Origin of the sequence: Oribacterium sp. oral taxon 108 str. F0425 (assembly GCF_000214455.1) — a bacterium.
Taxonomy (GTDB): Bacteria; Bacillota; Clostridia; order Lachnospirales; family Lachnospiraceae; genus Oribacterium; species Oribacterium asaccharolyticum.
The window spans coordinates 1,442,791-1,455,641 of record NZ_AFIH01000001.1 but is presented as its reverse complement, the minus strand read 5'-3'; the positions used below and the strand labels follow the sequence as shown (position 1 = coordinate 1,455,641).

The following is a 12,851-nucleotide window of genomic DNA, read 5'->3' as shown; positions in this document are numbered from 1 at the left end:
TCTGTAGACTCCTCCATAAAAAGGAGGAAAATATGAAAGAAGAATGGAAAAACTATCAGGATCTATTGCCAAGGGAAAAGGCAAGTCAAAGGGGATTTTCCGCCTTGAGCGATACGGAGCTTTTGGCCCTGATTCTTCGTACAGGAAGAAAAGATGCTTCGGTTTTGGAGCTTTCCGAGGAAATTCTTCATCTAAGAGAATGTTGTAAGGGTCTTACCGGACTCATGCACTTTTCCTTGCAGGAACTTAAACAAATACAAGGAATCGGAACGACTAAGGCGGTAGAACTTCTTGCCATCGGGGAGATTGCACGTCGGATTTGGAACAGCAGAATTCGCGATAAAGTGCAATGCTTCCGTTCCCCACATGAGGTTCTCTTATACTTTAAGGAAGAGATGCGTTACTTGGATCATGAAGAGGTTCGTGTACTGTATCTGGACACAAAAGCGAAACTTATAAAGGAACATTTTCTGGCAAAGGGAAGCGGAAATTCCGCAAGTATCTCGGGAAGAGAGCTTTTCCGTGAAGCCTTGATGGTTGCGGCCAATTGTATTATTTTAGTACACAATCATCCTTCCGGAGACCCGGAACCTTCCAAGGAAGACGAGACATTTACGGATTCGGTCAGAAGGATAGGAGAATATATGGGGATTCCCTTAGTGGACCATATCATTATTGGAGATAATCGTTATTATAGTTTTAAAGAACAGGGGAAGTTTTAGTGGAAAATAGAAGGAGCAGATACATCTTTATATTTCTTACCGTGCTCTGCATTATGATGGTGGTTCTGTCTTCCATTAAGGACGGTCTGATGAATCCCTTGAGAAATGCGGTAGGAACCATTCTGGTTCCCATGCAATCCGGTGTGAACCGTGTCGGTAGAGGTATGTATTTACAATGGGAAAAGCATAAAAGTCTTGTGGAAGCGGAAGCGGAGAATCAGAAATTGCAAGCCAAAATCGACACGCTTACGGAAGAGAATAATATTCTAAAACAGAATGAGGAAGAGCTGCAAAGACTGCGCGAACTTTACAGCCTGGATCAGGAGTATTTACAGTACAAGAAGGTTGCGGCCAGAGTTATTGCGAAGGACTCGGAAAATTGGTTTCAGGTCTTTCGAATCGATAAAGGCTCAAAGGATGGCATCAAGGTAGATCAAAATGTCATGGCAAAGGGCGGTCTTGTGGGAATTGTCACGGATGTGGGGTTAAATTATGCCACGGTTCGTTCCATTATCGATGATGAATCCAGAGTTTCCTGTATGGGAATTCAGTCCAGTGATACCTGTATTGTAGCAGGGGATTTACGGCTATATGAAGAAGGAAGACTGCGTATCACCAATATGAAGAAAGATGCGGTGATTCAAGATGGAGACCGTATCGTAACTTCCAATATTTCTTCCAAGTTTCTTCCGGGAATCCTTGTCGGATTCGCAATTGATATAGAGGTGGATGAGAAAAGGCTGATGAAAAACGGTTATCTGATTCCGGCTGCCGATTTTACAAACTTACAGGAAGTTCTGGTGTTGACAGACAGGAAGGATGATCGCTTCCAAAAGGAGAGTAGTAACGTTGGGGAATAAATTTGTTAGAAGAAAGAAAAAACACCATACCCAATTTTTGTTTTATTTTGTTCTTTTGATTCTGGCTTTTTTACTGCAAACCAGTGTATTTCCTTTGCTCCCTTTTCTTTCCGCAAGTCCAAACCTTCTTTTAATTCTCTGCTTTTCCTTCGGCTTTTATTATGGCTCCCTTCCGGGGATGCTTTACGGTTTGGCTGCAGGACTTCTTATGGACTTGTTTTATTCGGGGCCTTTCGGCTTTTATTCCCTGATTTTTGTCTTTATCGGTTATGTAAACGGATATTTTCATGCTTTTTATTACGAGGAGTACATTCAGCTTCCCTTGTTTCTTTGTGTCTTAAGCGGTTTAGCCTACCACAGCTATATTTATCTTTTACGTTTTTTGATTCGTGGAAAATGGAATCTTCCTTATTACGCTGTACATATCGTTCTTCCATCCATCGTTTTTTCGTTTTTACTGACGCTGATTATGTACCGTTTCTTCTTTAGTGCAAGCAAACAATTGGAGGAAAAAGCGCTATGATTAAAGAAATATACAGCTTGATTAAGGAACTGTTTTCCAGGCTTTTTTCATCCCGTCTTTTCGCGTTGGCTCTTATCTTTACCGGTCTTTTTTCCGTACTGGGTATCCATCTTTTTCAGATGCAGATTATGCAGGGCCGGAGCTATCTGGAAAGTCATTTGAAGAGTACCAGAAAAAATCTGGTGCTTCCGGGAACAAGAGGGAATATCTACGATAAAGACGGTAAACTGCTTGCTTACAATGAATTACAGTACAACATTACCATAGCGGATACGGGTGCTTTTAATTCGACCCCGAAGGGAATCAACAATCGAAACAGAATGTTGCATAAACTGGCCATAATCATAGAAAAATATCAGTATCCGATTTTAAGCCAGTTTAAAGTAATACTCAACGAAGACGGGAGCTTTAGTTATGCGACATCGTCCGACCAGGACAGGCTTCGGCTTCTGGCCAATGTCTTTCGTAAGGATCCCGATAAATTAAGTGAGAAGGAGCGGAACAGTACAGCGGAGGAATGCTTTGAACAGGCTAAAAAACTATATCATTTCAACAAACTGACGGACGAGAACGGAAATCCGATTTCTCTTTCGGACAGAACTGCTTTGGATATGATTGGGATTATTTATACTTTGCGCCTTACCTCGTATCAACGTTATATGAGTACAAACATTGTAGAGAATATTTCCAGAGAATGCATGGCTGAAATACTGGAGTCGAAGTATGATCTTCCCGGAGTCGACGTGGAAAATGTTTCCGTTAGAAAGTACAATTATGCGCCGTATTTATCGCATATTGTCGGATATACGGGACAGGTACAGGAAGGGCAGCTGTCCGATTTAAAAAAGATTGATGATTCCTATGAGGTTAATGATATCGTGGGAGTTTGGGGACTGGAAAAAAGTGAGGATTTGATTCTCAAAGGGAAAAAAGGATATAAGGAAATGTATCTGAACAATGTGGGAAGTATTATGGAAGTGATTTCCGAAGAAAAACCCATGGCCGGAAATGATATCTATACCACTATTTCCGCAAATGATCAGATTTCCATTTATCATCTTCTGGAACAGGAACTTGCCGGAATATTATCCTCCAAGCTGACAGAAAATAATGATTTGGATCAAAGTAAGATTAAACAATCGCAGCTCATGATTCCGGTAAAAGACGCCTATTATCAACTGATTAACAACAACGTCTTAAATAAGGATCACTTTTTTACAGAAGAGGCCGGTGAGGCGGAGAAGGAGATAGCTTCTCGTTTTAAGCAGAATAAGGAGGAGATGCTTTCTCAAATAGAGACCATTTTAAATGAAGAAAACGGAGGAGAACTTTCCGGACTGCCGCAGGAATTGCAGGCCTACATGGTCTATATTTATGATTATCTACTCAGTAAAAAAGGAGAAATTGTGGATCCGGAAGATACAAGATATAAATCCTCTTCGGCTTATACACAATGGAAAAATGATGCCATCTCTCTTCATGATTTTCTGATGAAAGGCATTGAGGAAGGCTGGATTGATACCAGAAAGTTGTCTTTAAATACGGAGTATTCCGATACGAATGAGATTTATGCCCTTTTTGTACAGAAAATCATGGAATATCTGCGAAGTGATGCCGGGTTTGATAAATTGCTTTATAAGTATGCTATTGCAAAACAGACTATTTCCGGAAATCTGCTTCTCCGAGCTCTTTTTGAGCAAAATGTACTGACACAGGATGATGCTTCTTACCAGGCCCTGGCTGCCGGCGATGCCCATACGGCTTTTACCTTCCTGTTGGATAAAATCAGGAAAATTGAGCTTACTCCCGCACAGCTGGCTTTAGACCCCTGTAACGGTTCAGTCGTGGTAACGGATGTTAAGACCGGAAAAATCCGTGCACTTGTCACATACCCCGGTTTTGATAACAACAGAATCAGCGATGCCGCCTATTTGAAAAAATGCAATGAAGATCTTTCCCTCCCCTTATTAAACGGAGCAACACAAACACAGCTTGCACCGGGTTCATCCTTTAAGCCGATCAGTTCTATCGCTTCGCTTGAGGAAGGGGTAATCAATACCGATACAATTATTGATTGTACCGGAAAATATGAAGAAGTAACACCGAATATTCGTTGTTGGATTTGGCCTTCTCAACACGGAAACGAGAACTTGGTAGACGGAATCAAGAATTCCTGTAACTATTTCTTTGCCGATTTGGGCCATCGTCTTGCGACGGACAGTAAGGGAAATTATAACTCAGAGCTGGGCATGGAAAGAATTCGAAAATATGCGAGTGACTTCGGTTTAAATGAGAAGTCGGGCGTGGAACTGGATGAGGCGGAACCCAGAATTTCTACGTATGACCCGGAACGTTCCGCAATGGGACAGGCCAATCATGCATTTAATGCGGCGCAATTAGCCCGCTACATTACGGCTGTAGCAAACAGCGGTTCTCTTTATAAATTATCGATTGTGGATAAAATCAAAGATCCCCGGAATAATGCAGTAGAAGAGAGGAGTCCGGAACTCGAAAAAACCCTTTCTTATAGTGATGTGACCTGGAATGCGGTACATGAAGGGCTTAGAAAGGTGATTACCGAAGGTGTGGCAAAAAGTGTATTTATCGGACAAAATATAGCTGTGGCCGGAAAAACAGGTACTGCCCAGGAGAGAGAGGACAGAGGAAATCACGCCGTATTTGTTTCTTATGCTCCTTATGATAACCCTGAAATCTCCGTAACCGTGAACATTCCTTACGGTTATTCTTCCGGTAATGCGGCCAGCCTTGCCAATATGGTGTATGACTATTGCTTCGGAAAATTAAGTATGGACACAATCCTTTCTCGAGATGCAAGTAACATCAATTCTTTGACTGTGAGTGATTAGGATAGAGAAGATATGAAGTTGGATTACGATTTTAAACAATATGACTTTAGGCTCCTGTTTTTAATGATTTGCTTAAATACCGCCGGTGTCTTTATTGTGCGGTCCGCTATTTCTGCGGAAAGCTTTAAAGACACTCTGGTTGTGAGACAAATCATGGGGTCTTTTGTCGGCCTGTCTATGAGTATCGGTATTTCCTTGTTTGACTATAGGAAACTTTGTAAGTATTCTCCTTATCTATATGCAGCATCCATTCTGCTTTTGGCCGGTGTTCGAATATACGGAACCGCATCGGGACATGGTGCAATGAGATGGATTACGGTACCTGTTTTAGGAAAGATACAGCCTGCGGAATTTGTGAAGGTAGCCTTGATTCTATTTTTTGCGGACTATTTACAAAGGGTTAAGGAAGACATTAATACCCCTCACGGACTGCTTATGGAGGCATTATACCTACTCTTACCGGTTGGTTTGGTTTTGATTCAGCCCAATCTTTCCACGGCTATTATTATGACGGTAACCGTGTTTGCCATGACTTTTGCTTCTCCGCTTAAGTTACGCTATATTCTGGCTTTTGTCGGAATTGCGCTTATAGCTCTGGCTTTGCTTTTTTATCTTTTTTCTTCGGGATTATACGATAAGATTCCGATTTTGCAGGGATATCAAGTCAGAAGAATCCTGACCTTTTTGCACCCTGATGAGAATTCCAATGATTTTGCCCAGCAAATGTATTCCATTATGGCAATCGGGTCCGGAATGTTTAAGGGAAAGGGGCTCTTTAACCACTCCATTTTCTCCGTGAAGAACGGAAACTTTCTGGTTGAGGAAGACAATGACTTTATCTTTGCGGTAATTGGAGAGGAATTAGGATTTAGAGGGTCAATAATAATTATTATATTCTTCTTGTTGATTATTCTGGAATGCCTTATAATAGCTTACAAGGCTAAAACATTAAGCGGAAGATTAATATCTGTGGGGGTAATGGCTTGGATTGGTTTCCAAACCTATACAAATATTGCAGTTGCAACAGGACTCTTCCCTAACACGGGAATTACGCTTCCCTTCTTTTCCAGAGGCGTAAGTTCCCTGCTTTCGGTTTATTTCGGGTTGGGAATAGTCTTAAATGTTGCTTTGCAAAGAAAAACATAGGAGGAGTAGGAGATGAAAGTGGGTTTGCTTGCGCATGATTCTAAGAAGAAGCTCATGCAGAACTTTTGTATCGCTTATAGAGGAATTTTGACCAGACACGATTTATATGCAACAGGGACAACCGGAAGTTTAATACAAGAAGTGACCAACTTGAAGATCCATAAGTTTTTACCGGGAGAAACCGGCGGGGTAAGACAACTTGCTTCTCAGATTGAACAGGGAAATCTGGATATGATTATCTTCTTAAGAGACCCTTCTCCTGAAGCGGACGGGGAGACTGAACTTACAGAAGTTATTCGACTTTGTGACATGTACAATATTCCCATCGGGACGAATCTTGCTACTGCTGAGCTGTTGATTCATGCATTGGAAAGAGGAGAGTTGGAGTGGAGAAATATAGGCTAAAGTTTTTTCGCAGGAGTAGAGTCTCTACTCCTTTTTTTCTATGGTTAATTTTATTGTTGATTCTGTCTTTCTGTGTTTCTTGCGAAAGAAAACCGGAGAAAGCCTTTTCGGAAGAACAGTGTATACAAAGGCTGACTTCTCTATCCTGGGGTACGGAGGCAAATCATACCGCACAATCTTTTGCTGCAAAGCTTGCGATACCTGTGGATCAAAGCTATAACGAGCAGGAGATGGATACCGAGAGCTTTCTGCTGGTAGAAAAAAGCAATACCGTTTCCGACCGAGCTCTTTCTTATAAAAATCCATACAAGAGAGTTTATCCTGCCAGCATTACAAAATTGATGACTGCACTTGTTTGTGTGGAAACAGTTGAGGATTTAGAGCAGGAATTTGTGATTTCTTCTGCTTCATCCATAAAGGTAAGCGGGTCTTCCACCGCTTTTCTGCAGGTCGGAGAAAGTTTGAAAATTAAAGATTTACTGTATGGGATGCTACTTCCTTCCGGAAATGATGCTGCCGTTGCGGTTGCAGAAGCAAGTTGCGGTTCTGTCGATGCATTTGTGGAGAAAATGAATGAAGAGGCGGTAAAGATTGGTGCCCTGTCCTCCCATTTTACCAATCCTCACGGGCTTCCGGATGAAAATCATTATACTTCTCCGTATGATATTTATTTGATTTTTCGTGCTGCAATGCAACATGAAGTTTTGCGTGAAATATTAGGAACAAAAGAATACCAAGTTGTCTATAAAGACCGGAACGGAGCGCGAAAAACGCAGGTATGGAAAGCAACAAATCTTTACAGTACCGGAGAAAAAGAGCTGCCGGAGGGCCTAAAAATAATGGGAGCCAAAACAGGAACGACCAAAGAAGCCGGTTATTGTCTGGCCTTGAATACGGAGAAGACGGGGAGTGATTTGGACTATTTTTCTATCGTTATGAAAGCGGATACAAAAGACATTCTTTATGAAAATATGACAATCTTGCTTGATAAGATTTCTTGAATGTACTATACTTTTTATAAGTTTTAGCAGTTTAAACGCAAGTAAAATTCTTGTTCTGTCAAGGAGGAAATGCAAATGGTTCAATTTATTGTAGGACAAAGAGGAAAAGGAAAGACAAAGCAGCTGATTGAGAAAGCGAATTCTACTGTCAAAGAAGCGAAGGGAAATGTCGATTTTCTGGATCGCTCCGCTCAACATATGTATGAACTGAATAATAAAATTCGTTTAATCAATGTAAATGAGTTTCAATTGGATTCTGAAGACGCTTTTATCGGGTTTGTTAGCGGTATTATTTCTCAAGATCATGATTTAGAATATCTTTTTCTCGACAGTTTTCTGAAATTAGCCTCTCTGGAGGGAAAGCCTATTACTGATTGCATCAGAAAGCTGGATTTGCTTTCCGATAAGTATAAAGTAAATATTGTAAGCAGCTTATCCATGAGTCCGGATGAGGTTCCTGCAGACTTAAAGGATCATATTGCGTTAGCACTTTAATTATGGCAAATAGCAGTTATTTAAAGAAAAGAAGAAGTTTTTTCAATATAGAGGGAGTAATCTTTATGATTATTGCTCTCTATATTCTTTTTAGTGTTATATCTTTTCTGAGGAGAGATCAAATTCGTTTTTATGAAGTGCGAGAAGGCAGCTTGGTTCGGGAAAATCAGTATACCGGACTGATATTGAGAGAAGAAAAAGCCTATAATGCGGTTAAAAGCGGTTATATTCATTTTACGGTATCGGAAGGCAGAAGAGTTTCCAAGGGGGCGGAGCTTTATACCTTGGATGAAACCGGAAATTTGGAAAAATATCTTTCGGATCATCCTGAGCTGCAAGAGAATTTAAGTGAACAACAAATCATGGAAATTCGAAATCGTTTGGAAAGCTTCTCTCGTTCTTTTCGAGATGACGAGTTTTATTCTCTCTATGCCTTTCCTTCAGGAATGGATGGAGATAATCTGGCATTTTCCGGAGAGGATGGAATAAAGTATTTAAACAGCATTTTAAATCAGCTGGGAATTTCTTATACCGTCGAAAACGCCAAGGAAGCCGGCGTAGTGTCCTATATTTTGGATGGCTATGAAAACTGGAAAGAGGAGGATCTCTCGGCAGATACTTTTCGAAATGCCAATGGAAAGAAGGTATATATCCATGGCGGAGATCGTGTAGAGGAAGGAACGGAAATCTATAAAATCATTTCTTCTTCGAACTGGAGTTTAGTCTTTCCCTTAACGGAGGAAGAGCGGAATAATTTGGAAAATCGTCACAAAGTAACACTTTCCTTTTCCAATCCGGATTTGGAACTTTCCGGAGAACTCTTTTTTATTCACGGAAAAGACGGAGCGCTTTACGGAAAGGTAGAATTAAAGAATTATATAGATTATTTCCTGGAGGATCGTTTTGTCGAATTTTCTCTCAAAGAAAAGGAAGAAAGCGGACTTAAAATTCCGGCATCCGCAGTGGTTCAAAAAGAATTCTACGTTATTCCAAATGAGTTTCTGGCTGTTTCGGCAGACGGAAGCCAGGGATTTTACAGGCAGGAGAGTGACGGAAGCACTAAGTTTATTGCCACAGAGATTTATCGGAAAGATCAGCAGTTTTCCTATATCAGTATTCCTAAAGATGAAGACAGTCATGTTTTGAAAACGGGAGACGTACTACGGAAAGAGGGAAGTTCGGATTCCTATAGTATCGGCCCTACAAAATCTTTGGAAGGTGTGTATAATATTAACAAAGGATATGCTGTTTTTCGACAGATTATTCCATTGGAAAAAAATGACGAATATATTATAGTAGAGAAGAATACTTCTTCGGGAATTGAGGTTTACGATCATATTGTATTACAGGGAGATATGGTGAGTGACGGCCAACTGATCTTTCAATAGAAAATGATCGCAGGAAACTTTCAAGCTTGACTTTACGTGGAAATTGAGTAAAATTATCTTGTTTAACATGGCCGATATTGGGAGATTAGTATGAGCTTTTTAAGTAACCTTATGACAAAGATGAATTTGAATAGAGACAGCGATGATGATTATGATTTAGATCATGATTATGACTTCGACGACGAGTACGAAGAAGAGGAAGAAGAAGCACCGAGGAAGCCTTCCTTCTTTGGAAGACGAGTTGATGAGGAGGAAGAAGCTGAACCCAAGATTCGTTTTTTCAGTAAAGCCAAGTCCAATACAAATGAAAGAAGAGCCAGCATGGAAGTTACAATGATTAAACCGAATTCCATGGGAGATGCAACAGAGATTTGCGATTATCTTCTTAGCGGAAGAGCTGTTGTGCTGAATATGGAAGGCTTACATACTGAGGTTGCACAGAGAATTATTGATATTTTGAGTGGAACAGCCTATGCCATTAATGGAAATCTGCAGAAGATTTCCACCTATATCTTTATTATCAGTCCTGAAGAAATTCATCTTTCCGGTGAATTCTCCGGTGCAGGTTTTGGAGGAGATGGGGAAGGTACTTTTGGAGCTTTAAACTTTAGATAATAAAAAGTATATAGGCATATCCCGAAAAGGATATGCCTTTTTTTAATGCAAGGAGCAGATATGCGAAAGCTGGATATTTACGAGAAAGATTTTCATAGTTATTCCATTTATTTGGAGAAAAATTTTTCCGGAATTTCGGAAAAATTAAAGGAACTGGATTGCAAGGAACAGAAGGTTTTGATTGTAACGGATGACCATGTTGCTCCGCTTTATCTTAAAGAACTGGAGGATAAGATTCGTTCCTCTTTCTCTTCAATGGAATCCGTGGTGCTTCCTTCCGGGGAAGAAAATAAGACCTTATCCCATATTTCTACAATTTATGAGGCGGCAATCGCTTTTGGACTACAACGGAAGGACTTTATGATTGCACTTGGTGGCGGAGTAGTGGGAGATATGACAGGATTTGCCGCTGCAACCTACTTAAGGGGAATACGCTTTATTCAGATTCCCACCACCCTTCTCGCCCAGGTTGATTCTTCTATCGGTGGAAAGACAGGAGTGGACTTTCAGCATTATAAAAATATGGTTGGAGCGTTTCATATGCCCTGCCTGGTTTATTCCTCGATGCATACACTTTCTTCTCTGCCTGCACTGCAATATGCATCAGGGATGGGAGAAATTATTAAGCATGCATTAATTCATAATCCAAAGTATCTTCCGTATTTAATGGAGCACAGACAGGGATTAATCGAAAAAGATGCGGATACCCTCTTAGAGACCATTTATCAGAGCAACAGAATCAAAAAATACTTTGTCGAAAAGGATCCTTTTGAACATGGAGACAGAAAATTCTTGAATTTTGGACATAGCTTGGGACATGCGATAGAGAAAGTTGCCGATTTCTCCTACAGTCACGGACAATGTGTGGCCTTCGGTTCCCTTATGGCGCTGAGTCTTTGTGCAGGGATATCCGAGGAAGAAAGAAAGAGTATTGAAGAATTGATGCAAGATTTATCTTTGGAAGTCCGTTGCAAAAAAATGGATTTTGAGTCAGTCTTTTCTGCCATGAAAAAAGATAAAAAGCAAAATAAAGACCATTTGCAATTTATTTTGCTGCATCACCTCTGTTCTCCTTATATAGACGAGGCTTTGGAGAAGGAAACACTGGAGCAGGCTTTTTATCGTTTCGTGGAGGACTAGATGAATAAGATTCGACGCTATTTGCTTTTTTTTACCCTTGCTGCGGTTCTTGTCGGGATGGATCAATGGACGAAGCATTGGGCCGTGAGTACGCTGAAGGCCGGAACGGAAATTTCCCTCATTCCCCATACTCTTTCTCTTGTTTATGTGGAAAATCCGGGTGCCGCTTTCGGAATTTTACACGGACAGCAGGGCTTCTTTTTGTTGATTACCGTGATTGTATTGACGGGAATCTTATATGTTCTTTGGAAGCTTCCGCTGCATTGTAAGATGAATAATTTTGGAGGGGAAAGAGTCCGGAAAAATAAAGGGAAATCTTATTATCCTTTATTTGTTGCGCTTTGTTTTGTTTTTTCCGGTGCAATCGGAAACTTTATTGATAGGCAGCTTCAATCCTATGTTGTGGACTTTATTTATTTCAGTCCTATTGACTTTCCTGTATTTAACGTAGCGGATATCTATGTTACTTGTGCTTCTTTCTTACTTGTGTATTTACTCGGGTTTTACTACAAGGAAGAAGATATGGGCTTTTTAAAAAAGACATCCAAACAAAATGAGGCGGAAAACTAATGGTTTTTATTGTTGAAGACGTCGATGCGGGAAAACGTCTGGACAGTTTTCTTGCGGAGAAAAATACTGCAAAATATACCAGATCTTTTATCGGGAAAATGATAGAGGAGAATTTGGTTCTGTACAATGGAAAGCCGTCTAAGGCTTCTACAAAGATTAAGACAGGAGACAGAATTGAACTGTTTGAAAAAGAACCGGAACCTTTGGCTGTAAAAGGGGAAGAAATTCCCTTGGAAATCGTTTATGAAGATGATGATCTGATGGTGATTAATAAGCCGAGAGGAATGGTTGTTCATCCTGCTCCCGGTCATACATCCGGGACTCTTGTCAATGCAGTGCTTTCTCACGCCGGAGAGAGTTTATCCTCCATTAACGGCGTTTTACGTCCCGGAATTGTACACAGAATTGATAAGGATACTTCCGGATTAATTTTGGTCTGTAAAAATGATTTTAGTCATAAGGCCTTGGCAAAGCAGTTGGAAGAACATAGCATTACTCGTCGTTATCATGCTATTTGCTCGGGGAGATTGAAAGAAGAGCAGGGGACCGTTTCCGCTCCTATCGGCAGAGATGAAAAAAACAGAAAACAACAGGCGATAAATTACAAGCATGGAAAAGAAGCGATAACCCATTATCGGCTTTTGGAAAATCTGCAAAATGCCAGTCTTTTGGAATGCCGTTTGGAGACCGGAAGAACCCACCAGATTCGTGTACATATGAAAAGTATCGGACATCCGCTATTGGGAGATCCTTTATACGGCCCGAAAAAGAATCTTTATGCAATAAAAGGCCAGGCCCTTCATGCTATGGTTTTGGGTTTTGTTCATCCGCGAAGCGAAGAGTATATGGAATTTTCCGCAGATTATCCGGAAGACTTTCAAAAGCTTCTGAACAAACTTCGAATAAGCAGATAAAAATTTTCAAGAAATGTAATAGAAGTTTATCAAACTCTTAAAGCATAGATTTTACTTCGGTTGTAGAATAACGAAATTCATAAAGAGAGAAATGAAATAAGGTAGTGGTTAGGGAGAAGGAGAGTTTTGATTTACTTTTTTAAATGGATAAAAATTGCTAAAGAGAAAATGAAACGGATTGGTACAAAAAAATGTATAATTGTAC

At 40.4% G+C, this 12,851-nt stretch carries 13 protein-coding genes; all 13 read left to right on the top strand.

The features are described from left to right. Window positions 1-32 precede the first annotated feature (32 nt). The 13 genes from radC (at window position 33) to HMPREF9124_RS06845 (ending at window position 12,646) form a co-directional block, all read left to right on the top strand. Window positions 33-722 (top strand): RadC family protein, encoded by a 690-nt coding sequence (gene radC / locus HMPREF9124_RS06905; RefSeq protein WP_009427965.1) that lies wholly within the window; start codon window positions 33-35, stop codon window positions 720-722. After that, a complete protein-coding gene (mreC, locus tag HMPREF9124_RS06900) occupies window positions 722-1,582 on the top strand; it encodes a rod shape-determining protein MreC (protein ID WP_009428627.1) in 861 nt (286 codons plus the stop codon). The genes radC and mreC overlap by 1 nt, the downstream gene beginning before the upstream one ends. Next, window positions 1,572-2,105, top strand: coding sequence for a rod shape-determining protein MreD (mreD, locus tag HMPREF9124_RS06895; RefSeq protein WP_009429346.1), 534 nt, complete (start codon window positions 1,572-1,574; stop codon window positions 2,103-2,105). The genes mreC and mreD overlap by 11 nt, the downstream gene beginning before the upstream one ends. Beyond that, window positions 2,102-4,972, top strand: coding sequence for a penicillin-binding transpeptidase domain-containing protein (locus HMPREF9124_RS06890; protein ID WP_009429797.1), 2,871 nt, complete (start codon window positions 2,102-2,104; stop codon window positions 4,970-4,972). The genes mreD and HMPREF9124_RS06890 overlap by 4 nt, the downstream gene beginning before the upstream one ends. 12 nt (window positions 4,973-4,984) lie before the next feature. Beyond that, complete coding sequence (locus HMPREF9124_RS06885; protein WP_009427667.1) at window positions 4,985-6,118, top strand: FtsW/RodA/SpoVE family cell cycle protein; 1,134 nt, start codon at window positions 4,985-4,987, stop codon at window positions 6,116-6,118. A 12-nt stretch (window positions 6,119-6,130) separates the two neighbouring features. Beyond that, window positions 6,131-6,523 carry a methylglyoxal synthase gene (locus tag HMPREF9124_RS06880; protein WP_009428727.1) on the top strand — a complete coding sequence of 131 codons (393 nt, stop codon included), beginning with the start codon at window positions 6,131-6,133 and terminating at the stop codon, window positions 6,521-6,523. Then, complete coding sequence (locus HMPREF9124_RS06875) at window positions 6,505-7,524, top strand: D-alanyl-D-alanine carboxypeptidase family protein (protein ID WP_009427770.1); 1,020 nt, start codon at window positions 6,505-6,507, stop codon at window positions 7,522-7,524. The genes HMPREF9124_RS06880 and HMPREF9124_RS06875 overlap by 19 nt, the downstream gene beginning before the upstream one ends. A gap of 75 nt (window positions 7,525-7,599) precedes the next feature. Then, window positions 7,600-8,019: a hypothetical protein gene (locus HMPREF9124_RS06870; RefSeq protein ID WP_009428269.1), complete on the top strand. Its 420-nt coding sequence runs from the start codon at window positions 7,600-7,602 to the stop codon at window positions 8,017-8,019. A 2-nt stretch (window positions 8,020-8,021) separates the two neighbouring features. Further along, window positions 8,022-9,407, top strand: coding sequence for an HlyD family efflux transporter periplasmic adaptor subunit (locus HMPREF9124_RS06865; protein WP_009428106.1), 1,386 nt, complete (start codon window positions 8,022-8,024; stop codon window positions 9,405-9,407). 90 nt (window positions 9,408-9,497) lie between these two features. Beyond that, on the top strand, window positions 9,498-10,022 hold the full coding sequence (locus HMPREF9124_RS06860; protein ID WP_009429958.1) for a cell division protein SepF: 525 nt from the start codon (window positions 9,498-9,500) through the stop codon (window positions 10,020-10,022). A gap of 60 nt (window positions 10,023-10,082) precedes the next feature. Next, a complete protein-coding gene (aroB, locus tag HMPREF9124_RS06855; RefSeq protein WP_009428236.1) occupies window positions 10,083-11,162 on the top strand; it encodes a 3-dehydroquinate synthase in 1,080 nt (359 codons plus the stop codon). Beyond that, on the top strand, window positions 11,163-11,732 hold the full coding sequence (locus HMPREF9124_RS06850) for a signal peptidase II (protein ID WP_009427751.1): 570 nt from the start codon (window positions 11,163-11,165) through the stop codon (window positions 11,730-11,732). Beyond that, complete coding sequence (locus tag HMPREF9124_RS06845; RefSeq protein WP_009428028.1) at window positions 11,732-12,646, top strand: RluA family pseudouridine synthase; 915 nt, start codon at window positions 11,732-11,734, stop codon at window positions 12,644-12,646. Before HMPREF9124_RS06850 ends, HMPREF9124_RS06845 begins: the two co-directional genes overlap by 1 nt. Window positions 12,647-12,851: the final 205 nt, after the last annotated feature.